The 23678-nt window shown below is 38.8% G+C and carries 21 protein-coding genes; 15 read left to right on the forward strand and 6 right to left on the reverse strand.

Annotated features, from left to right (window positions below; genetic code table 11):
* Positions 1-44: 44 nt before the first annotated feature.
* Both AC1DDK_RS18805 and AC1DDK_RS18810 read right to left on the reverse strand, forming a co-directional pair.
* Positions 45-2180: a hybrid sensor histidine kinase/response regulator gene (locus AC1DDK_RS18805; protein ID WP_172662643.1), complete on the reverse strand. Its 2136-nt coding sequence runs from the start codon at positions 2178-2180 to the stop codon at positions 45-47.
* A 174-nt stretch (positions 2181-2354) separates the two neighbouring features.
* Positions 2355-2570: a hypothetical protein gene (locus tag AC1DDK_RS18810; RefSeq protein ID WP_172662642.1), complete on the reverse strand. Its 216-nt coding sequence runs from the start codon at positions 2568-2570 to the stop codon at positions 2355-2357.
* Between the two features lie 192 nt (positions 2571-2762).
* Here AC1DDK_RS18810 and AC1DDK_RS18815 point away from each other — a divergent pair, with 192 nt between their 5' ends.
* Both AC1DDK_RS18815 and AC1DDK_RS18820 read left to right on the forward strand, forming a co-directional pair.
* Positions 2763-2981 (forward strand): hypothetical protein, encoded by a 219-nt coding sequence (locus AC1DDK_RS18815; protein ID WP_172662641.1) that lies wholly within the window; start codon positions 2763-2765, stop codon positions 2979-2981.
* A gap of 77 nt (positions 2982-3058) precedes the next feature.
* Positions 3059-3388, forward strand: coding sequence for a hypothetical protein (locus AC1DDK_RS18820; protein ID WP_172662640.1), 330 nt, complete (start codon positions 3059-3061; stop codon positions 3386-3388).
* A 4-nt stretch (positions 3389-3392) separates the two neighbouring features.
* On the opposite strand, the gene AC1DDK_RS18825 is transcribed toward AC1DDK_RS18820, so the two are convergent.
* The 3 genes from AC1DDK_RS18825 to AC1DDK_RS18835 all read right to left on the reverse strand — a co-directional run bounded on the left by AC1DDK_RS18825 (position 3393) and on the right by AC1DDK_RS18835 (position 7430).
* A complete protein-coding gene (locus AC1DDK_RS18825; RefSeq protein ID WP_337715999.1) occupies positions 3393-4673 on the reverse strand; it encodes a sialidase family protein in 1281 nt (426 codons plus the stop codon).
* An 11-nt stretch (positions 4674-4684) separates the two neighbouring features.
* The gene (locus AC1DDK_RS18830) at positions 4685-6991 is read right to left on the reverse strand and encodes a TonB-dependent receptor domain-containing protein (protein WP_172662638.1); all 2307 of its coding nucleotides are present in this window, start codon (positions 6989-6991) and stop codon (positions 4685-4687) included.
* A 70-nt stretch (positions 6992-7061) separates the two neighbouring features.
* Complete coding sequence (locus AC1DDK_RS18835) at positions 7062-7430, reverse strand: hypothetical protein (protein WP_172662637.1); 369 nt, start codon at positions 7428-7430, stop codon at positions 7062-7064.
* Between the two features lie 203 nt (positions 7431-7633).
* Between AC1DDK_RS18835 and AC1DDK_RS18840 the strand changes: the two genes are divergently transcribed.
* The 3 genes from AC1DDK_RS18840 to AC1DDK_RS18850 all read left to right on the forward strand — a co-directional run bounded on the left by AC1DDK_RS18840 (position 7634) and on the right by AC1DDK_RS18850 (position 11279).
* A complete protein-coding gene (locus AC1DDK_RS18840) occupies positions 7634-8266 on the forward strand; it encodes an ABC transporter ATP-binding protein (RefSeq protein WP_172662636.1) in 633 nt (210 codons plus the stop codon).
* Between the two features lie 1184 nt (positions 8267-9450).
* Complete coding sequence (locus AC1DDK_RS18845) at positions 9451-10326, forward strand: LamG domain-containing protein (RefSeq protein WP_172662635.1); 876 nt, start codon at positions 9451-9453, stop codon at positions 10324-10326.
* A gap of 101 nt (positions 10327-10427) precedes the next feature.
* Entirely contained in the window at positions 10428-11279 is an 852-nt protein-coding gene (locus tag AC1DDK_RS18850) for a sugar phosphate isomerase/epimerase family protein (protein WP_477612384.1), read from the forward strand.
* A gap of 2 nt (positions 11280-11281) precedes the next feature.
* On the opposite strand, the gene AC1DDK_RS18855 is transcribed toward AC1DDK_RS18850, so the two are convergent.
* The gene (locus AC1DDK_RS18855) at positions 11282-12982 is read right to left on the reverse strand and encodes an arylsulfatase (protein ID WP_337715997.1); all 1701 of its coding nucleotides are present in this window, start codon (positions 12980-12982) and stop codon (positions 11282-11284) included.
* 383 nt (positions 12983-13365) lie between these two features.
* Here AC1DDK_RS18855 and AC1DDK_RS18860 point away from each other — a divergent pair, with 383 nt between their 5' ends.
* The 10 genes from AC1DDK_RS18860 to AC1DDK_RS18905 all read left to right on the forward strand — a co-directional run bounded on the left by AC1DDK_RS18860 (position 13366) and on the right by AC1DDK_RS18905 (position 23675).
* On the forward strand, positions 13366-14544 hold the full coding sequence (locus tag AC1DDK_RS18860; RefSeq protein WP_288883695.1) for a formylglycine-generating enzyme family protein: 1179 nt from the start codon (positions 13366-13368) through the stop codon (positions 14542-14544).
* Positions 14545-14970: 426 nt separating this feature from the next.
* Positions 14971-15258, forward strand: coding sequence for a sigma factor-like helix-turn-helix DNA-binding protein (locus AC1DDK_RS18865; protein ID WP_288883693.1), 288 nt, complete (start codon positions 14971-14973; stop codon positions 15256-15258).
* Between the two features lie 166 nt (positions 15259-15424).
* On the forward strand, positions 15425-17821 hold the full coding sequence (locus AC1DDK_RS18870; protein WP_337715995.1) for a heavy metal translocating P-type ATPase: 2397 nt from the start codon (positions 15425-15427) through the stop codon (positions 17819-17821).
* Positions 17818-18000, forward strand: coding sequence for a cbb3-type cytochrome oxidase assembly protein CcoS (gene ccoS / locus AC1DDK_RS18875; RefSeq protein WP_172662629.1), 183 nt, complete (start codon positions 17818-17820; stop codon positions 17998-18000). Before AC1DDK_RS18870 ends, ccoS begins: the two co-directional genes overlap by 4 nt.
* Positions 18001-18069: 69 nt before the next feature.
* On the forward strand, positions 18070-20181 hold the full coding sequence (gene ccoN / locus AC1DDK_RS18880; protein WP_288883692.1) for a cytochrome-c oxidase, cbb3-type subunit I: 2112 nt from the start codon (positions 18070-18072) through the stop codon (positions 20179-20181).
* A gap of 17 nt (positions 20182-20198) precedes the next feature.
* Positions 20199-20366: a hypothetical protein gene (locus tag AC1DDK_RS18885; RefSeq protein ID WP_172662627.1), complete on the forward strand. Its 168-nt coding sequence runs from the start codon at positions 20199-20201 to the stop codon at positions 20364-20366.
* Positions 20363-21160, forward strand: coding sequence for a cbb3-type cytochrome c oxidase N-terminal domain-containing protein (locus tag AC1DDK_RS18890; protein ID WP_288883690.1), 798 nt, complete (start codon positions 20363-20365; stop codon positions 21158-21160). The genes AC1DDK_RS18885 and AC1DDK_RS18890 overlap by 4 nt, the downstream gene beginning before the upstream one ends.
* Position 21161: 1 nt before the next feature.
* Positions 21162-22559 carry a cytochrome c oxidase accessory protein CcoG gene (gene ccoG / locus AC1DDK_RS18895; protein ID WP_172662625.1) on the forward strand — a complete coding sequence of 466 codons (1398 nt, stop codon included), beginning with the start codon at positions 21162-21164 and terminating at the stop codon, positions 22557-22559.
* A gap of 4 nt (positions 22560-22563) precedes the next feature.
* Positions 22564-22992 (forward strand): FixH family protein, encoded by a 429-nt coding sequence (locus AC1DDK_RS18900; protein ID WP_172662624.1) that lies wholly within the window; start codon positions 22564-22566, stop codon positions 22990-22992.
* Positions 22989-23675 (forward strand): sulfite exporter TauE/SafE family protein, encoded by a 687-nt coding sequence (locus tag AC1DDK_RS18905; RefSeq protein WP_288883686.1) that lies wholly within the window; start codon positions 22989-22991, stop codon positions 23673-23675. The genes AC1DDK_RS18900 and AC1DDK_RS18905 overlap by 4 nt, the downstream gene beginning before the upstream one ends.
* The last annotated feature ends 3 nt before the right edge of the window (positions 23676-23678 follow it).

The following is a 23678-nucleotide window of genomic DNA, read 5'->3' on the forward strand; positions in this document are numbered from 1 at the left end:
TAATCAATAAAAAAGGCAGTCCACGTGCTGCCTTTTTTATTGTCCTACCCCTTTAAAGCTTTAGCGATCTGTGCTATTAAACCTGCTTCGACAAAGGGTTTGCTAACTACACCGGAGAACCCTTTGTTCAGGATTTTATTCATTTCAAATTCTTCCGGGTTTGCGCTGATAACAATTACAGGTAGCTTGCTCAATGGATCAGGTAACTTCTTTATCGCCTGAAGAAGCTCATATCCATTCATTTCCGGCATCTGAATATCAGTTAAAACTACTGTTATGTTTTCTTTTGCAAGAACATCCAGTGCTTGTTTCCCATTAGCCGCACTATAAAATTTAACGTTCCATTTTTGCGTCATCATTTTCAGGAATTTCAGATTTAATTCGTTGTCATCAACCGCAAGAATACTTATTCCATTAAACAGTGCGAGCGGATCCTCTGTAGTTTGATTTACTACTGCCTGATCATTGCTACTGTTTTCAAGATATGGAATGTAGAAGCTAAAGGTACTCCCGGTGCCTTCGGTGCTCTTTACGCTTATTTTACCACCCTGCAGCTCTACAAACTGCTTACAGATATACAGCCCCAAGCCTGTACCGGTTTTGCCTTTTGAGGAATTTGTTTGGTAATATTTAGAGAACAGGTTAGTTTGCTGATCGGCACTTATTCCCATTCCCGTATCCGTTATCCCTACCTCTAGTCTGGGTTTATCGTTTACTTTTGTTAATACCGCATTTACGGAGACCTCACCTTCTTTGGTGTATTTTATCGCATTGCTTAACAGGTTAATCATAATTTGTTTTAGCCTAAAACTATCTCCGAGTAAAACAGCCTCTTTATCACCTTTAAATTCGTATTTCAGTTTCAGCATTTTCTTGGTGGCACTGAATTCCATGTTTTCTATTAAGCCTCTGAGTATAAAATCAGGATTGAACGGATCGGTGTTGAACTTAAATTCACTGTTCTCCATTTTAGCCGCATCCAGGGTGTCGTTCAAAGTACCCAATAGCATATCCGATGACAATCGGATAGAATCTAACATATCGGATTGACGTTTTGACAACTCTGTTTGACTGAAAATATATAAGAACCCCTTAATAGCAGTTAACGGATTCCTTATTTCATGACTCATGTGCAGTAAAAGGTCCATTTTTTGCTGTGCAATGGTTACTGCCCTTTCATTTTCCTTACGCAATTGTTTTTCAGAACCGTTAAGCTTTACTATAAATATAATTAACAGCATGGCAAAAACCAGCACAAGAAAAAGGGCTGCCAAATACAGCCTGTTTAATAAATCTGTTGATTCCTGATAACTTTTAAAAGCCATTGTTTTAAATTCATCGGCCATATTGTAGTTGAGTGTCTTCACCTCATTAATGATGTTTTCCAGTTCAGTACTAATGTGATCATTCAGGCTTATCAGTTCGCGCTGCATGGTAAGCATCTTTACGTTTCTTTCTTGCAGTTTCTGCAATTTATCCAGGTATACGGCCCTATCGCTACTAAGCCCTTTCCGGGTGGCAAGAGCCGAGTTCTCGGTCTGCTCGCGATGGTTAATTTCAACCACAGCTGTGGGAGAACCGTCATTTTTGTTAGAAATGGCATCCTTTAATCTCGAAAAGAGCCCCTTTTTTTGAACAATTACTTCTTTACGAACGGTATCTGTTTTGCTTTTTACTTTGCTGCTTGATTTGATGCTGGTAACCAGCTTTTCTTCTCCCTTACTTCCTTCAGCTTCAAAAGTGGCATATACAGTGAGCAGGGAATCAAAATTATGTTTAACAGCATACAACTTGTCTGAAAGCTGCAGCTTTTTACGATACCAGTCTTTCACTTTTATGCTTTGATCAGGTGTTATCTGAAGCGTATCTGTGGTTCTTTTTAATAAGGTATCAATCTGGTTAAAGGCTTTAGACAGCTTGGATTTATAGTCCGCACTTTTTTTGCTTTTAACATTAAGTAAGGACTCTTGAAAATCGTCTTCTGCCTGGTGGAGCAGCAGCAGTATTTGCTGGGGCTTGGAGCCATCAACGTCTACATTGTTGGCCTGCTTAACTATGTTTTCTAATTTATGTGATATAGAGTTACGTACAAAAAGTGCAGCGATCGCCAAAACAATTACAATAGCCAGAAAAGCAAGAAGAATTTTCCTGGACTGAGTCTGTGTGTAGGTTACTTTCATTAAATATGTTAAACAAGTAGGATAAATTGCAACAAAAAGTTTGTCACGCTGTGCATATAGGCAAATAGCATACCAATGCATTTTCTGACCATTTATAACTACTTTGACGCACTGCCCTATTGTTTATTACCCGCTACAAGAAAATTTTTGCTCAACTTGTAGATAAAAACAGCTTTAATCTAATGTACTTTGCTCTGCCTGGTGCCCCAGGTAGGCAAGATGATTAGCTATTTCCTCGGCCTTAACCAGGTCAGTTTGTTTGTTCATTTGTTCTTGTTTGACCGTACCAGCTTTATTTTGGATAAATAAAATACCTACAACTATGCCAACTACAAGCCCAGTTATAAATCCAAAGGAGGCTTTTGTGTGTTCAACTTTTTTGAATTTCATAATATAAGGTTTTTATTTAGAACATTCTGATAATGAAAGTGTTTTAAGAAATTTTATCACCTTGTAAGTACCAAATAGATAAATAATGAAAATAGCGCTCCCAATTTCTTTATTACTCAGTATTTCTTCAATTACTTTTGCTCAGACGACTACTTCAGGAACCATAACTATGAATGGTTCTGAATAAATAAGATGATAGATCAAAGTAAGGATGTATATGATGAGCAGGGAAACAGAGTTGACTCGCTGAAAGTGGTTAACATGCTTGTGGGAAAGGAATATAGAATTGTGCTGAAGAAGAAGGAATCGGACAGCCAGTTTAGAAAAATCATTGAAAAAAGAGACCTTAAAAAGGAAGCTGAAACATATGAACTTATAAAATATCCTTACGTCCAGCAAGCCCCAGGTTGAAGGTTGGGTCTGTATTGAATCTGGATCCCCCTGGCTAAGAAAACGAATATTGACGCCTTGAAAAAAAATCAATACTAATGATTTTCTGGCACCCAAACTGCTTTGAAACAGGAGATTACAACAAAGTAAATGAGGTTATTAGATCAGTAAAAAATCCAGAAAATCTGGAAGTTTTACTGATCACGTATGAAACGGTAGATAAGGTTGCTGAAGGGTTAAAACAGACCCCTATCTTTTATACTCAACTACTTATAGATGCCTCTTCTATTACCAAAGCATATCAGACTAACAATCTGCCATTACTGATAGTGGCGGATCAGAACCATAACATTAATTTTGCTTCTATGGGATGTTCAGATGATGTTGTGCGCGGTCTGAAGCAAGCCATTTTAGAAGTCGACAAGTAGTTAATTAATCGATATGTATCTGCGTATAACAGATTTCTGACCGTCCATTCTTTTCTCTTTCCCAGGCTACCAATGCCCCGTTACTTATTCGGGTAATTACTGCGTGATGATCTCCTTGCTGCCCGTCAGTAATTGAAGTAATTCTACCCTCTTTTCCTGGGATTAAAGTTCTCAATACTATTTTAGAATTTGCAGCAGGTCCGTGGTTCATGGTCATTCCTCCATGAGAATGGTTCATTTTCATTGGTTTTTCTTCCGGCTCGTCTTTTAATTCTTCACAAACCATAACCAGTTGATCATTTGCAAGTGAAATTAACTGGGGGTGCCTGCCCTGAGCTGTGATTAGCCTACGTTTATCAAAATCAAGTGCCTTATTTGATGATGCGTTATAGATTCCCGATCCGCCCCCTGCGGTAAACCAAACTGCATTTACACCCTCTTTTGTAACTGCAAGTGACGGGCCCGAATGCGGACAACCATCTATCTCCCAGTTGTCGTTACTAATGGCTTTTACAGCACTAAAAGTTTTTCCATTGTCGGTAGATAGTTTATAGCCCATATCCCGAACCTGTTTGTCTGAAAGACCTGTTGGGAATGTAATATTTCTGTAAGCCAAATGAATATTCCCTGCTTTATCAGTGAGAATATCTGTCCTGCAGCACTCACAGGTACCTTTTTCGAGGCAAGTATCTGTACCAAAGCCATTGCCTTTGGTTGTTCTGTTAAAGAATAAAGCCGAACCTTTAATACTTTTGCCAAAACGTCCATCAAGCCAAACAGCGGCAAGCTCTCCGTTTTTTAAGGTTGTAATGTCAAAAAAGCTGCGACCATAATTGTGCGTTGTATCTGAGTGCAAAAACTGCGATGCAGACCAGGTTTTACCATTGTTACTTGAGGAACTGTAATAAATCAAACCTGCGTAAGGATTTTTTTCATTAGGAAACCGTTTTGAATACACTGCTATCACGGTGCCATCAGCCTTAAAACCTACTTTACCCATACTCTCGGCAGATGTACTGATCCCGCTGGAAGCGGGAACAGTAACTGGGTTGCCAAATGTATTGGTTTGTTCGTTATAACTTGCATATTTTAAGCGATAAAGAGAATCTTCACCATCTTGCTCTGACCAGCAAAGAACCGGATTACCTTTGTTATCTTGAGTTAGGTAAGCCCCTACTGCTACCCCCTGGGTACTTAAAGTTCCAATTGTAGCTTTGTCGTGCTTTTGCTTACATGCAGTAAGAAAAATGAGTCCTGTCAACAATACTGTTATTATTCTTTTCATTTTAGTAATTGTTAGAATATGTATTTTACATTTAATCCACCATAGCCATTTCGTTTTGGCGAGGGATTAAAATATGCTGGCTGTCCTCCGTTAAAACTAGCTGCATTTAATGAAACAATTGAGCTGTAGTTTTTATCGAGAATATTATCCAGACCTGCATAAACGTTTAGTTCAAGATGCTTCACTACTTGTTTCTTGTAACCTAATTTGGCATTTACAACATTGTAAGATGGATTGTAGCTTGTATTCGCATCGTTAAGAGGTAGTTTATCACTATAAAAATAGCTTCCATAGAAATACAATCCGCTTTTGGTTTCAAGATCTATTCCTGCATTTACCATCCAAGGCGCAATACCGGTTAATTCATTTCCATCATAAGTGGCTGTGACCTCATTTTGGGCATTTAAAGTCTTATAGTCTTTAAATTTAAAATCTGAATAGGTTATCGCTGCAAAAGGGCGTAAGCTAAGAATCTGGCTATCGTCTTCTGGTTTAAATAACTGATAGGATAACGACAGTTCTACACCATTATGGCTGGTTTTACCTGAATTATTATAGATAGTGATGCCTTGCTGAATAGATTGGGCAATAAGCTCACCCTTCATGTCCATTTTAAATAAGGCAAGATCGTATTCCAGACGAGATTTTAAGAGGTTACCCTTTGCATTAAACTCATAATTCAGCCCCTTTTCTGCCTGTAGATTCGGATTGATAGAGCCATCTACGTTCTTTATTTCGGAACTCGAAGGCGGAGAAAACCCTGAGCTTACACTTGCATGTAAACTAATCGCATCACTGAAAGTGTGGCTAAGGGCTATGCGTGGTGTTGCTTGTGGATCAAACTTTTTAACTCCGCTCTGGTTGGGTTTCAAGTAATCCCGAACATCATAATTCAGACTGTTGTAGCTAATACCTAAAGTTAAGGTAGTCTTTGCAGTCAGCTCTGTTTCAGACTGATAAAATAAGGAATACTGAGTGTTTCGATAATCAATATTAGCGTTTATTGTTCCTTCTTTACCCTGGTTGTTAACATACTGCGTTCCCTTGGTTAGACCACTGTTAAATTCAGCACCAACAGTAAATTTAGTAGGTAAAACACTAAAGCCGGGATCGTAGGCAAAGCGGGTTCTGCCACCGTAACTTTGGTATGTATTACGGATATACGCATAAGGAAGTGGGTGATTCAAATCGTAGAAATATGTAAAAACACTTGTGGTGTTAGAGAACTGATCGTTAAAGCGATATTGCTGTCCCAGGCCTACCCTTGTCCAGTTCTGATATCTACCTGCCGCTTTATCTAGATTTGTAGCGTTTGCTTGCTTTGGATTTGCAGCCACCTGATCCTGAGTTAACGACCCCGGAATTTGCGAATACTGTGTAGTTCTGTTCAGCATTAAAGTAACAATGCGCTTATCACTTGGAAAAAGCTGGAAATTACCAGTTAAAAACCTACGCATATCTTTGCTATGCTCACGATAACCATCGTATTCCTGCCAGCCATATGAAGCATAGCTATTCACTTTATCTCCTCCGCTTCTGTAGGTGGTAGCTAAACGGTGTAAGCCATAAGAACCAACAAGTGCAGAAGCTTCTATGCTTTGTTCCTGGTATGGCGATCGCTGTAATTGAAAGTTAATAACCCCAGCTGTTCCCGCACCATATATACTTGAAGCAGGGCCTTTTATCACCTCCGCTCTACCAATGCTGTTTACATCAAGTGCTTCAATTCTGGTGGTGCCATCGGCTTCTGTAACAGGGATTTCATTTACATAAACCTTTACGTTACGAATGCCGTAAGATGCACGCACGCCATTACCTCTTATTGAAATTCGGGCTTCCGAGAGCGTGCTTTGATCCATTCGGACCCCAGGAATTGAATTTAAAGCAGGTTGCAATGAAACTGCACTTCCACGGTTGATATCTCTTGATGTGATCAACGATAATCCTCCTGCCGTTTCCTTGTTGGTCTTGTTTTCACTGTAGCCTGCAACCCTAACCTCATTGAGGCTTACTCCATCTGCTTCTAGCTGAACATTCAGATCGTTTTGATAGGCGTTGATTTTAATGGTCTGTGATTTGTAACCAGGTAAGGTCGCTTTTAGTTGTCCATCTAGCTGAGAGCCATCGATTTCAAAGTATCCTTTTACATCAGACTTACCTACTTGTTGAGCAGTATTTGTTGTTAAAATAACACCAGCTAATGGCTGACGTGTTTGAGAGTCGTAGATACGACCTTTAATAAGCCGTGTTTGAGCTTGCGTATGACAAAATATCATAGCCAGCCCCATAGATATATATAAGTATCTGAATAGGTGCATTGTAAAAAATTAAAGTATAATTGTTATTCCATGAAAATAGCAGAATGTAACATTCTGCGGTAAGCATTGACTATGCCTGAGGTGGATGGAATATAGCAGCTGAATGCCTTGGAAGTGCAAAAGGCAGTTCAAAAGGGTTAATTACTTTAATCAGTTGGGGTAAAAAATTGAAATTTGTTTTATGTATGATAAGTGCTTCCTGAAAATGACCTTTTTGTGCAGCCCGACTTTGGTTCTTTTCTTTCTCTTCGGCCTGCTTAAGCTTTTTCATCAGGTAACACTTCCCATTGCAATGCATCATTGGTTTGTCTCTGTTCTCACAAAGTTCCGAAGCAATGTAATTCTTGTTCAGCTCAAATCCGGCATAGATGAAGAATCTGCTGAAATTAGCAGTCAACATCATGAAGATTAAAGAAAAAGCGATTAGGCCTCTGAACATAATTGCTGCAAAGGTAATGCTTATACGATATTAAACAACATATTTATTTCTTTGTACCAAAAGATAATGCTATAAATTTTATTTCTAAAGTCGTTTGATCTGAATGGATCTAAAATGTAACATTTCTTTTCTCAGTTCTTCTAATAGGTTAGTCTGGCGCTACAAAATGTAAAAAATCATCAATCACAATTTAAGTATCCTGAATGCTACAATTTACCAACTTCCGAAAATCATATGGTTATCATCCGATTTTACAAATAGAAAGCCTAAGGATTGAGCCTGGCATCTATTGGATAAAAGGTGTTAATGGTTCCGGAAAAAGCACTTTATTAAAGTCCATTGGCGGATTTCTCTTCTTTGAGGGTGAAATATTATTGAACAATGTGAGCGTTAAAAAGGATAGCGTTCCTTATCGAAAAATGGTAAATTTTGCTGATGCAGAACCTATTTATCCTGAATTTTTAACCGGATGGGAAATGATTGCCTTATTTGCAAAAGCAAAACAGGCAACCCCTGGTCAGGAATTGTATTTCATAAAAAGCATGAAAATGGAAAGCTATCTGAGCAATGCAGTGGGCTCTTATTCTAGTGGAATGCTTAAAAAGCTCTCCTTAGTGCTTGCTTTTTTAGGTAGGCCTAAAGTAATTCTGCTTGATGAGCCCTTGATTACTATTGATACGGAATCATTGGACATATTATGCCGGTGGATACTGAAAAAGCATGAAGAAGAAAACACTACTTTTCTTTTGTCGTCTCATCAGCCATTAAGTGAAGTGTTATTAACGAAAGCCCGGGTACTGCTGGTAGATAAACAAACACTTACAATGGAGAAATGAGACAATCGCCGTTAACTAATGTATTGATGAAAATTTTCTCGTCTGGTTTTTACCGGATGCATTCTGGAATGTTGATTTTCCTTTTTGGTACAATACTCTGTTATTGTTTTTTTATAAATACACTGGGGAGTGTTCCTATATGGGCATTTACGGTTTGGAATCTGATGATTACGCTATCATTGGTAAGCAGTCCGGTAATAATGGGTTTTTTCTGTTTGGCTGCTTTTATTTACACAATTAAAAGCTGGCAATATGTTACCACACAATTGATGGCAAAAAATAACGAATTCCTATATCACAGCATTTCCTCATTTGGCAAATGGCAACAATTTAAGAGTTGGTTTTATGTGCAGTTTAACATATTTTTTCCCCTGATAATCTACGTCTTATTTGCCATCATAATTGGCTTTAATTTTGGACATTACCTTATTCCTGTTGCTATTTTACTTTATATTTTGGCGCTAATAATTGTTAGTGCATGGATATATGTGATACGCTCAAATAGATTGATAGATATCGATAGGCAAACTGTCCTGATCAGGTTACTGAGGAACTGGAATAAGCCCTTTTTTCTTTTGTATACATTCTTTGTTTTTGACAAACTTAAAATCACCTATCTAATTACAAAATCGATCTCCTGGGCACTTATTGTTGGAGTATTTGCTGTTTTCTCAGATATTAAGGATAGATCTCCCGTTCCCAACTTAGTTGTATTAATGATCGTAACTGCGCATACTTTACTTATCTACAGTGAATTTCGTTTTAACGAGAAGTATCTTTATTTCTCGCGGAATTTCCCTTACAGCATATCAAAGCAGTTTTTAGGATCTTTTTTAAACCATGCAATATTAATGCTCCCCGAGCTACTTTGGTTTATAGGTAATTTCGGAATACATTCAATTAATCTTCTTCTACAGGCTTTTAGCATCCTTATCTTATTTAGAAGCTTACTTTGTTGGATTGGTTTAAACATAAAAAATTATCTGATTTGGATTTTCGTACTGTTTAACATCGTGTTTCTTATAATCCTATACAGAATAACCTGGTTGCTACCTCCAGTCTTTGTTTCCATGGCATACTTTGTTTTTCAGAAAAACTATCTTAATAAAAATCTAATTGATTAAATATTTATCTTGAGGCAAGATTTAACTCTTTAATTTAACATCTGTTAACAAATACAAGCAATGAATAAAATAGCTATCATCCTAATATTATTGACATCTGTTTTATGTGGATTCGTATTGGTCAAATCGCCAGCAAACATTCTGAAAAAGGGATTAATTGTTGATCTGGATGCTGACAAGGGAGTGGTTGCAAATAAAGACAACAGAGTTGAGAAATGGATTAACCAGGCTTCAGCGCCCGCGGTTAAGGAATTTGTGAAAAGAGATGAAGGTCGAAAAGTTACGGGTTCCGGGATGCCATCTTTAAGAAATAAGCTTTCTGAGCTAAACGGCCACAATGCAATTATTTTTAATAAACAGGAACTTGTTGCGCATAACGAGGATGCGTTTGACCATTTACTTACAGGGAGTGGATACACTTGGTTTTGCATTTTAAAGGCTGGAAAACAATCTGGAGAGCTAAAAGATGTAAATTCCTTTTTTGGCAATTTAAAGAATGGTGGAAATTATGAAGGTATCTGGGCAGGACTTAATGACAACAATAGCATTTGGATGGGCAGCAGAAATGGAATAACCTTTGGCCGCTGGGATAACAACAACCCTAAAGTTACAGCCAACGCTGTGCTTGAATTTGACAAATATTATCTTTTAATGGGCCGAATGGGTAAAGGAACTGATACTGTTACGCTTTCATTGTACTTAAACAATGGTGCTTTGCCTGTTGTTAGCCACCCCTTCCCTGTTAACAAATTGGCAAACCCTTCAAAGCTTTCTATTGGCCAGGAACGCGATGCTATTGAGCATCCCGGCACAGAATCCTTTATTGGCGAAATCTCAAGATTTCTGCTTTATGATCGTCCCTTAAGTAATCAGGAGTTAAACAGAATGGCAAAAGGACTCAAAAAAATGTACGGTATTATTGATTCGCCAAATTAAACATTACGCAAACGTTTTCGCTGAAAAGCGAAGCATTTTCGTTGGCCGAAGTTTGAACTACATGAATTTAAACACTAAATTCGGAAACTAGTGAAATCATTATGACTACAAGAAGAAGCTTTTTGCACAAAGGAATATTAGGGGTAGCTGCAACTACCCTGGCCAGTATACCATCTGTTTATGCCGAGCCATTTAAACTGAAATCTGATAAAGGAAAGCCTGATCCATTTAAACTGGGTATTGCCGGTTATAGCTTTATTAATTTCAATCTGGATGAATCACTTAAAATGATGAAAAAGGTTGATGTGCATTACCTGTGTATTAAAGACTTTCATCTGCCTTATAAAAGTACTGCAGAAGAAATTGCTGCATTTCACGCTAAGCTTAAAGAGAACGGCGTAACAGGCTATGCAGTAGGGCCTATATACACTAAAACGAAGCAGGAAATTGACGATGCATTTGATTACGCCAAAAGAGTCGGCGTTGATTTGGTCGTAGGCATCCCCTTACATGCCGACCTGGGATACGTTGCCCAAAAAACAAAAGAATATAACATTCGATACGCCATCCATAACCATGGCCCAGAAGATAAATTATACCCAAGCGCTGAAAGTATATACAACCTCATCAAAAACCTTGATGAGCGCGTAGGAATATGCTTTGATATGGGGCACAACAAAAGAGACGGGCGCGATTCGGTGGCTGATTTCCAGAAGTTTTCTAAACGCATTTTTGATATGCATTTAAAAAACGTAACTGCCGCCGCAAAAGATGGCAGCACCTGTGAGCTTGGTCGTGGTGTAATTGACATTCCTGCATATGTAAAAATGCTAAGAAAGGTAAATTATACAGGCTCTTGTAGTTTAAAGTACGAAAAAGATATGAAAGACCCATTGGCCGGAATAGCGGAATCGGTTGGATATTTCAAAGGTGTTTGTGACGGTACTCGCTAATATTACTTTTTAGGTAAAGCGTGGTTATCAATTGCCCATTTATGCCATCTTTCACTTAAATCCTTTACTTTTTCGGGGAACTTAGCAGCCAGATCGTTTAGCTCTGTTTCATCATCCTTTATCTTATAAAGGTGCCATGTAGTGTCATTGGATAAGGAAACCAGTTTCCACTGCTTGGAACGTGCGTATCGTGCTTTAAAATGCTCATTGAATAGAAATTCATGTCCACCATTTTCTTGGCCTTTAAATGAAGAAGTTAAGCTTAAACCCTGAATCGGTTTAATTGATTTTCCTTTATACACAGACGGATATTTTGCCTTGGCAATCTCGATGAAGGTTGCCATAAAATCCATTACATGCCCTACGTGATTACTCATAGCACCTCTCTTTGCGGTTATTCCTTTAGGCCAAAAAGCAATCATTGGGGTACGGACACCACCTTCATATGATTGCTCTTTGGCATACTGATAAGGTGTATTGGCTACATTGGCCCATCTTTGCCCTATTGACGCAAAGGTTGTCTGTGGCCCGGGAAATACCTTTTTATTTACAGGGTAGATGATCTCCTTTCCGTCTCTTGTTTGACCCGGTCTATCGAACCCTTTACCGTATTTTGAACAATCTTCAGGGCTTGCCCCGTTATCACTTAAAAAGATTATAAGGGTATTATCCAATTCTCCCGACTTTTTTAATGCGTCTATTATGCTTCCGATGCCCTGATCCATTTCGTCTACCATTGCAGCATGTACCGCCATTGCTCTTGCTCCCCACTCCTTATCTGGATTATTTCCCCACTTAAGTTCATTGTTGATACGGGGAGACAGCTTTGTCGTTTCAGGGTCAATAATCCCCATTTTAACCATTCTGTTATACCTGGCTTCTCTTATTGCGTCCCACCCACCTTTATAAGTATCTTTATATTTTTCAATATCCTCAGGCTTTGCCTGTAAAGGCCAGTGAGGTGCGTTTTGTGCCACATATAGGAAAAATGGCTGGTCTCCCTTACTGAAATCTTCAATGTAGGTAGCGGCGCTATCATTAATAGCATCAGTGTGATAATAATTTTTAGGTACACTTTTAATTGGCGTTGTTCCACTAACCAAACTGAATGGATCAAAATAATCTACGACCCCCCAAAGTGTGCCGAAATACTTTTCGAATCCCCTGTTTGTGGGGTACTGTTCAAGAGGTGAAAATAGCGGATGTTCAGTTTTATGATTAAGCCAGTCGAGCTGTGCTTCTGGTGTGTCTTGCTCAACGGTATTGGATACATGCCATTTTCCGGACATTGCAGTCCTGTAACCCGCATCTTTTAATACTTCGGCAAGAGTAACCACATCGGTACCCAGTGCACCGCGATAGCCATCCACATGCCTATCTGTAGTCATTTCACCTATGCCTGCATTATGATTATACACTCCAGTAAGTAATGCGGCTCTTGAAGGGCAGCAGCGGGATGTGTTATAGAATCGCTTATATCTGATTCCCTGGGATGCCAGATAATCGAGATTTGGGGTTTTTATTTCGCCTCCATATGCACCTATATCCGAATAACCGAGGTCATCGGCCATGATCAATACGATGTTTGGTCTGTTATCTTTTTTAGGCTTAACACTTATTTTTTTAGTAGCCGAGTAGGTAAATGCCGTGATGACTGCCGATGTTAAAAGGCCAAAAATAACGAATGATTTCTTTAAAAACATGGTTGATAAATTAGGTCGGTTGCAGCACTAATATATCAACGAATAAGTAAAATGTCATCTCTTTTATTTAAAATCATGTAAAGAATCTGATAGACAAAGCATTAAATGTGGGTCACTTTTTATATTATAATTTTATTGATATAAAACTTGTAAATATATTGATTTACATCCATTTGTCATCAAATAAAAAAGTTAAACTTTAGCGTTGTTTATTTGACCAAATATAATTTTGACCAAGGTTTATAAGGATAAATGAAATTACTAATAATAATAGTAAAAAAATCATAGGTATTAATTGGTTATCTTCGTTGTAGAAAATCATACAATAAGCTAATCTGAAAAAACCAACGACGACTACTTAGTTCCGAGTGGTGTTTGTAAAAATGAACATAGTTAATTTTAAAAAAGTATTCCATTTATTTACCCCTGCCTATAGTGGCAAAGGAACCCTCCTCTTATTGACACTCATTATTGGACTTTCCTGCAGTCAGGCAAATAAATCTGAAAATGTGAAGACCGCTGATGAATCTTGTTCAGACAATTTACCTAGCAAGTATGGCGTATCGGTACAAGGCAAACAAGACTCATTGTTATCATCAAATCCAAGCAGATCAGTTAAGGGTATGAAGTGGATTCCAGGGGGTACATTTTTAATGGGTGCCGTCGACAAGGAAGGGCGTGCCGATGAATATCCTTCACACCAGGTTAAACTTGATGGCTACTGGATGGACGAGAGAGAAGTTACCAACGCGCAGTTTGCTGCTTTTATTAAAGCGACGGGTTACAAAACCGTTGCTGAGCGAAAGCCAGATTGGGAAGAAATCAAAAAACAATTACCTGAAGGTACTCCAAAACCATCAGACGATTTATTAGTAGCGGCCTCTCTTACGTTTAATCCGCCCTCTAGCCCCGTTTCTTTACACGATGCATCACAATGGTGGGCATGGACACCCGGAGCCGACTGGAGGCATCCTGAGGGGCCTAAAAGTAATTTGAAAGGAAAAGACAATTATCCGGTTACCCAAGTTTGCTGGGAAGACGCAAATGCTTATGCTAAATGGGCTGGTAAACGACTACCGACTGAGGCTGAATGGGAATATGCCGCACGTGGTGGCCAGAAGAACGCAATATATCCTTGGGGAAATGAACAAATTGAGAGTCGAAAACCAAAAGCGAATACCTGGCAAGGAAGTTTTCCGGACACAAATACGGATTGGGATGGCTTTCATGGTTTAGCCCCTACCGGATCTTTCCCTGCTAATGGATACGGCTTATTCGATATGGCCGGAAATGTTTGGGAATGGGTGTCGGACTGGTATACCAATGATTATTATGATACTCAGAAAGGTAAAACAGTTACCAATCCTAAAGGTCCGGATAAAAGTTTTGACCCGGATGAGCCTACCGTTCCAAAAAAAGTAACTCGCGGAGGCTCATTTATGTGTAACAGTTCTTATTGTAAGGGATACAGAGTAGCAGCCAGAATGAAATCATCGCCTGATACAGGCTTGCAAAATACTGGTTTCAGATGTGTAAGGTCTGAACCTGCGTCAAAAAAATAAAAGATCAGCGGAGTTCAAAGATAACTCCGCTGATCTTATAACGTACTATCTCTTATACATTCCTATCTCAGTTATAGCTGTAAATAGTCCGTTTTTATAACCTGATTTAAATATCATCTTAAAGTGTCTAATGTTACGGGGTTCAAAAAACTCGAGGTATTGCTTTGTCCCTGAGTTTTCCATAGTAAACGCAGCTAAGGAATTCAATGTTACTTTATCTGTACTGGCGGGCATTTGCTGTGTTATTTCATCACTACTCAGCTAAAATTTACAGCACTGTTTATTATTCCTATATAAGGGACTCAGTTGTTTGTGAGCAAATTGTTCATGATATATTTATCACCATTTTGTCTGGTTGACACACTTCAGATACCATCCTTTAACGCCTGCCTAACCTCTGCGCACCGATACAGGGTATAGAGGTATATGGCCTCCGGTAAAGTATACCCGATTGATTATAAAGAAAGTATGGAGGAGGGGGTTTACAGCGACTGCACTTCCCAAAACGAGGGATATAACAGCCTAATCAACAAGCAGATGGAATTGGCGGCGGATTCTTATCTGGCTCATCTGGCCCAAAGGTGCAGACAGATCTTTTTGATGAACCGCGGACAGTTACTGGCCAATGAGGAGATCGCAAACGAATTATGGATTTCTAAACGTACCGTAGAAAATCAGATTCCTACGCACTTAGACATTTACGTTTTTCATTAAAAGACGTAAATGTCATCCTGACTATCCTTGAAGGATTAACACGTTGCACCACTAAATCTAAACATCTGTTTTAGCTCAAAAGTGATACATATCATAAATAGGTAGGATTTCTGTCACTTTTTCGTCTTGCTTAAATACTCAACTTTGAAGCATACTTTAAATATAGATGTTAAAAGAAAACGTAATTTCATCAGAGAAGCATTGTTTTCATTGCGGAGACGACATTATAGCCCAGCAATACATACAGAATAATAAGCGGTTTTGTTGTTCCGGATGTAAAACCATCTATGAGATCTTAACAGCGCATAACCTGTCAAACTATTATGTTTACAATAAGATTCCCGGAAAAACACAAAGTAAGGCTACCTCAAATTTTGACTACCTGGAGGTTCCACAGGTTGTCAGTAAACTTGTTGATTTTGAAGATGAAATCAAAACAATTGTAACGTTATATATACCTGCCATCCATTGCAGTTCGTGTATTTGGTTATTAGAACACCTTCATCTTTTGCAATCAGGAATATTGCAGTCAAGAGTTGATTTCCTTAAAAAACAGGTTTCTATAACATTTAAAAATGATGAAACTAATTTAAAACAGCTGGCACAATTGCTCTCTTCAATAGGTTATGAGCCTTTAATAAGCTTGCAGGATATTGTAAAAAAAGGACAATCAAGTAAAACAGAAAGAAGCCTCATTACCAAAATTGCTGTGGCAGGATTCTGTTTTGGTAATGTAATGCTTTTAAGTTTTCCTGATTATTTTGGTCTTGGCGATTTTGAACGCGAATTTAAGAATTTCTTTGGATGGCTTAATCTTGCATTTTCATTACCTGTTGTTTTGTACAGCGGAAGGGAGTATTTTATTTCTGCGTGGACAAATCTAAAGGCAAAGAGACTCAATCTTGATTTTCCATTAGCACTTGGTATCCTGGTTATGTTTCTGCGTTCTGCTTATGAAATCATCTCGCAAACCGGAGCTGGGTTTGTAGATACACTTTGCGGATTGGTTTTCTTTCTCTTAGTAGGAAAGTGGATGCAGGAAAGAACCTTTCATCATATTTCATTTGAGAGAGATTATCGGTCCTACTTTCCTGTTGCAGTAACCACCATAAACGAAGGAGTGGAAAGGCCAATACCCCTCAGTGATTTAAAAACGGGTGACAGAATTCTAATCAGAAGTCAGGAAATTTTGCCGGCAGACGCTATTCTACTCAACGGCGAGGCTGAAATAGACTTTAGTTTTGTAACAGGGGAATCCATTCCGGTAAAAAAAACACTGGGAGAAATTATTTATGCGGGTGGCCGACAACTATCAGGTTCTATTGAAATGGAGGTATTAAAGCCGGTGTCGCAAAGCTACCTTACGCAACTTTGGAATAATAGTGCTTTTATTGAATCGAAGAAGCGTATCAAAACATTTAGTGATACTGCCAGCAGGTATTTTAGTATCGTTCTATTAGTTATTGCATTAGGTGCAGGCATTTTCTGGATTTCCACAGATCCCTCTAAAGCATTGGCATCCTTTACCGCAGTTTTAATTATTGCTTGTCCATGTGCTCTGGCCCTGAGTTCACCGTTTACACTGGCAGCTGTATTATCAGTTTTTGATAAAAACAGATTTTATCTGAAGAATACCGCTGTGGTTGAAGAGCTGGCACGTATTAACACGTATGTATTTGACAAAACCGGCACTATAACTAATCCAAATGCGGCCGGACTTCAGTTTAACGGAACTATCATTGATGCTCAAATGCAATTAATCAGTGATCTGGCAAGAAATTCCGGACATCTGCTGAGTCGGGAGTTGACAAAATTTATTAATAAACCTGCAATCTATTCCGTGCAGGAATATACCGAGAAGATTGGAAGAGGTATCAGTGGTAAGGTTAATGGAAATGATGTAAAATTGGGAAGTTCTACCTTCCTTAACCTTCCACTGAAAAGCTCTTCTGAGGGCAGTGCCGTCCATGTAATGATTAACAATGTATATGTGGGTTTTTTCACTATCAGGCAGCAATGGAGAAATGGCTTTAAAGAATTGATGTTTAAGCTAAATACTCAGGCCGATTTACATCTGCTATCGGGAGATCATAACCACGAAAAAAAACAGCTCATCCCCTTCTTCCAGGACAGCAGCAAACTACATTTTGAACAATCTCCTCAAGACAAACTTGACTATATCCAACAACTTCAAAAAGAAGGAAAGAAAGTTTTAATGTTCGGCGACGGACTAAATGATTCAGGTGCCCTTAAACAAAGTGACTTGGGCGTTGCCATTACAGATAACATAAACAATTTTTCTCCTGGATGCGACGCCATACTGGATGGATTATCATTTCATAAAATTCCTCAATTTATCCAGCAGGCAAAAGACGCGGTAAAAGTAATCGGAATGTCCTTTGTCATTTCTCTGATGTACAATACAGCCGGATTATATTTTGCCGTACAAGGACTTTTATCACCATTGATGGCGGCGATACTAATGCCACTAAGTACCATTACAATAATCCTGTTTACCTCGCTTGCAGTAAGACTATTTGCACATAAAAACAAATTACTATGAACATGATTTATTTACTCATTGGCTGTAGTATTTTACTAGCCCTGATGTTTCTTTTGGCTTTTTTCTGGATGATTAAATCTGGTCAGAATGATGATACGTTTACCCCGGCTGTAAGAATTCTTTTTGATGACGAGGTAGCCGAAAGGGAAATACAAATAAGTGACGAAGATCATGCCTAGCTAAAACTTACATCACATATAGCCGTACCTGGCAGCAGTAATTTTACAACCGTTAACTATAATTTCAATATGACTGAAAAATTCTATTACGATAACAAGATCGTTAGGAACTTTGCCGTAGCCACCATTGTTTGGGGAATCATTGGCATGACAGTCGGGCTTCTGGCTGCTATGCAGCTTTTTAAGCCCGAGCTAAACATGGGTTCGCAGTATACAACTTTTGGGCGCATCAGGCCTTTGCATACCAATGCTGTAATTTTTGCATTTGTAGGCAATGCCATCTTTATGGGGGTTTACTATTCCCTACAGCGGTTGCTGAAAGCAAGAATGTTTAGCGACATGTTAAGTAAAATTCATTTTTGGGGCTGGCAGCTTATTATTGTTTCAGCGGTAATTACGCTTCCGCTGGGCTTTACCTCATCTCATGAATATGCTGAACTGGAATGGCCAATTGACATTGCCATAACCGTGATTTGGGTGGTCTTCGGGATAAATATGTTTGGTACAATTATCAAAAGAAGAGAACAGCACATGTATGTTGCGATATGGTTTTACATCGCAACCTTTGTTACGGTAGCTGTCTTACATATTGTCAATTCATTTCAATTACCCATATCATTGTTTAAAAGTTATTATTTGTATGCAGGTGTTCAGGATGCTTTAGTTCAATGGTGGTACGGTCACAATGCCGTAGCCTTCTTTCTAACTACCCCCTATTTGGGAATGATGTACTACTTTCTTCCAAAAATGGCTAACCGACCGGTATATTCTTATAAGTTAAGTATCCTGCACTTTTGGTCGCTGATATTCATCTACATCTGGGCAGGTCCTCACCATCTTCTATATACATCACTCCCATCATGGGCACAATCATTAGGTGTAGTGTTTTCTATTATGCTCATCGCGCCCAGTTGGGGAGGCATGATCAATGGCTTGTTAACCCTTCGTGGAGCATGGGACAAAGTGAGAGAAGATGCCACATTGAAATTTATGGTTGTCGGCTTAACAGCATATGGTATGGCCACTTTTGAAGGCCCAATGCTTGCACTAAAACAAATTAATGCTATTGCCCACTACACGGACTGGATTGTTGCCCACGTACACGTAGGTGCATTGGGCTGGAATGGTTTTTTAACTTTCGGTATCCTGTATTGGTTAATACCCAGAATTTACAGAACACCCCTGTACTCAAAAAAGCTTGCTGCATTTCACTTTTGGATAGGAACACTGGGAATTATTTTCTATGCAGTGCCGCTTTACTTTGCAGGTTTTACCCAAGGCTTAATGTGGAAACAGTTTACTGAAGACGGGATGCTTAAATATCCCAATTTTCTTGAAACCTTATTGCAGATCATTCCAATGTATGTGTTAAGAGCCATAGGTGGCGCCATGTATTTGATTGGTGTCATAGTAATGACCTATAACATCATTAAAACCGCCAGAGCAGGAAAACTACTTGCCAACGAACCTGCAGAAGCACAGCCGCTCTCAAAAACTTATGAGGCGGTAGGTTCAGACAAAAAAATTCATAGAATTCTCGAGCGAAAACCAATGGTATTTATGGTATTGTCTTTAATAGTGATCTTAATTGGGGGGATGATTGAGATGATGCCGACATTTACCATAAAATCAAACATCCCTACTATTAGTAGTGTAAAACCGTATTCACCGCTTGAATTGCAGGGAAGGGACCTTTATATACGAGAAGGATGTGTGAGCTGCCACTCCCAAATGATAAGGCCTTTCAGATCCGAAACAGAAAGGTATGGTGAGTATAGTAAAGCCGGTGAGTTCGTATATGACCACCCATTTCTTTGGGGTTCAAAACGTATCGGCCCTGATTTGGCAAGGGAAGGTGATAAATATTCCAATGCATGGCACTTTAATCACCTATTGGATCCTCAAACCATGTCACCAGGAAGTATTATGCCTCCGTATGAGTGGTTGATTAACCAAAAACTGGATACCACTACAACCATTGCCAAGATTAATGCTATGCGGACTCTTGGTGTTCCATATGAACCTGGTTTTGAACATAAGGCGAATAGTCATCTTAACAACCAGGCAAAAGAGATTGCTGCGGACCTTCGCAAAAGCAACGTACGTGTTCAAAGCGACAAAGAAATTATTGCAATTATAGCCTATCTGCAAAGATTAGGTACAGACATTAAAGCTAAGTAGAACTAAAATTCTTAAAGATGTTTAAACAATTTTTAAATCAGGTAGATGGTAGCCAGGTGTATTTAATAACATCACTTGGCATATTCCTATTATTCTTCATTATGGTAGCTGCATTGCTTTTGATAATGAAAAAGGATAAGATTAAGTATATGAGTGAATTACCCTTAAAAGATGATGTACAATGACAGATATGTTTATCTGGGCCTTACTGATTACCGCAGTATTGCTCCTTGCAGTATCAGTGCTGCTTCTAAAGGTAATTAAAGTATATGTGCATGAAAGCCTGAACCCTACTCAGTTCGCAACACCTGAAGAGAAAAGGTTAAGACGTATTGCTGCTGAAAAGACCGAAATCGCGCGACCTAAGAAACCATCAATCTGGGTAAAATTAATGGGCTTAAGGCCAATCGCTGAGGAGAAAGATATCGTAATGGAACATCAATTTGATGGAATTGCAGAGCTGGACAACCCTACTCCTGCATGGTTTATGGTTCTATTCTATGGAACAATCATTTTCGCCATTATTTATTTACTAAGCTACCACGTATTTGGTTTGGGAAACTTACAGGAAGAGGAATATGCAATAGAGTTAAGACAGGCTGAAGACGCTAAAATTGCTTTTCTTCAAAAACCAGGAAGCGCCGGGAATAAAATAAATGAGAACAATGTAGAGCAATCCAAAGATGCCGGGGTGCTTACCGCAGGAGCCGGACTTTTTAAAACTGCCTGTGCCCCATGCCATGGTGAGCATGCAGAAGGCTTGGTTGGACCAAACTTAACCGATGAGTTCTGGATTCATGGCGGTGGTGTTAAGAATATCTTTAAAACCATTAAATATGGAGTACCTGATAAAGGTATGATTGCATGGGAAAAAACACTTAAGCCTAAACAAATTGCCGACCTGGCCAGCTACATTATGTCTCTCAAAGGGAGCAACCCTGCCGGAGCCAAGGCACCACAGGGTGTAAAACAACAATAAGATGTCACAAACACCAGCACATTTTAGAGATCAGGTATCCACGCTTACTGATGATGGCCTGAAACGAAAATGGATCTATCCGAAGATAATAAAAGGAAAACTGTACAAATACCGTTCTGTGGTTAGCTATTTTTTCCTTTTATTGCTGATTTGTGCTCCGTTTATAAAATTGAACGGTGAACAACTTGTGCTGTTAAACGTAATAGAAAGGAAGTTTGTTTTTCTTGGAATTGTATTCTGGCCTCAGGATTTTTACCTGTTTGCTTTTGCACTTCTGATTTTTATAGTATTCATTGTTTTGTTTACAGTAATATTCGGAAGGGTCTTTTGTGGATGGGCCTGCCCGCAGACCATATTTCTGGAAATGGTATTCAGAAAAATAGAAAACTGGATAGAAGGAGATCACAATCAGCAGAGAAAACTCGATGCAGCACCATTAACCTTCAGTAAGTTCCTTAAAAAGACGTCAAAGCATTTTCTTTTTTTCTGTATCTCATTTCTGATCTCAAATGTTTTTCTTGCTTATCTGATCGGATCCGGCAAACTGATCAGCATTGTGACTGAACCCGTAAAAGATCATCTCTCGGGATTTATTTCAATATGGTTATTCTCATTCGTATTTTATCTCGTGTTTTCCAGAATGAGGGAGCTGGTTTGCACAGTAGTATGCCCCTATGGCAGATTGCAAGGGGTTTTGCTGGATAACCAGAGTATTATTGTTGCCTATGACTATGAGCGTGGTGAACCCAGAAAAAAAATAAATAAGGGACAGGATACTCCATCTGGAGATTGCATTGATTGCAAATTATGTGTTCAGGTTTGCCCTACCGGCATAGATATCAGGAACGGTACTCAGTTGGAGTGCGTTAACTGCACCGCATGCATAGATGCCTGCGATATGGTTATGACGAAAATCAACAGGCCTTTAAGACTAATTGGCTTTAAATCTGAGAGTGAGATCAAGCAAAAAACCACCTTTAAGATCAGCAAAAAAATATACGCATACAGTGCTGTACTGACAGTCCTTATAATTGTTCTGTCCTTTATGATCATAAGACGATCAGATGTGCAGACAACCATTTTGCGCGCAAGCGGAACATTATACCAGCTCAGGGACAAAGACCAGACTGTAAGCAATCTGTACACTGCAGAAATGGTGAACAAAACGGATAAAATTGTGGAATTTGAAATAATACCCGATGATGAGCATGCACGCATTCAGTATATCCAAAAACCCGATGCTATTGCATATGGAGGCAGTACCAAAGCAACTTTTTTTGTAATCCTGCCTCAAAGCACAATCAGAAAATATAAAACCAAGATCAGTTTCAAACTGCAATCTGAAAAGAAAGTGGTAGATCGGTTTGAAACTACCTTTATAGCACCTGCAAACAATTAAGAATATGAATTGGGGAACGAAATTAATTATTGGAATGTTGTCATTTATGGCCTTTATTGTAATTCTGGCTGTACTAATGATGCGTAGTGAAAATGACGCTTTGGTGGACAACGATTATTATGAAAAAGGATTAAGGTACAATGACCAATACCGGCAAAAAGAGCAGGTAATAAAAGATAATGCATCACCTGATATAGAATTCTCAGGTGACAATTTAATAATAACGTTTAAGACACAAGCTGCTGGCACCTTAAAAATAATGCGTACAGCAAAAAAAAGCATGGACAAGATGATGAATTTTAAGACTGACAGTGCCGCCAGTGTGATGCTGAGATCTACAGACCTGGCAAAAGGACATTGGAAGTTTATCATACAATGGAAGGCGGAAAACGGAAAAACATATTTAAGTGAGCAGGAGGTCTTAATGCCATGAGTAATGAAAGGCTTGCATTTTTTATCGGATTATTAGGCTCTCTCCATTGCATTGGAATGTGTGGGCCATTAGCTTTTGCAGTGCCATTAAGGCATCCAGGATGGGCGTATTTGGTGTGGAATAAATTAATTTATCAATTAGGCCGTTTAATTTCCTATTGCTTTCTGGGTGCATTGGTCGGTTTAGTTGGAAAGCAAATATGGCAGGCAGGTATCCAGCAAAGCATTAGTGTGTTCACCGGAGTACTAATCCTATTAGCCGCATGTTCCAGATTGTTTAAAATTCCTTTTCTTAAACAAACCCCTTTAAAAATATTAAACCCATTCAACAAGCTATTCAATTATGCCTTTAAACATAAATTAAATCACCTGATCATTGGAATGATAAATGGCCTGTTGCCTTGCGGATTCGTTTATCTTGCATTAGCTGGAGCATTAAATACGGAGAGCATTCAGCAAGGTATCATTTATATGTTTTGGTTTGGAGTAGGAACAATACCATTAATGCTGGGTGCGGCAATTATTGTCGGTTTTTCTGGTTTCACTTTCAGAAGGTCGCTCAATAAAGTTGTTCCTTATGCAATGCTAATTCTGGGTTTCTGGTTTTTATTAAGGGGACTGGAATTAAACATCCCCTATTTAAGTCCACAAAAACCAAATTCCAGTGTAGCAGAATGCAGATAAAAC

The organism is Pedobacter sp. 05T44, assembly GCF_056395985.1.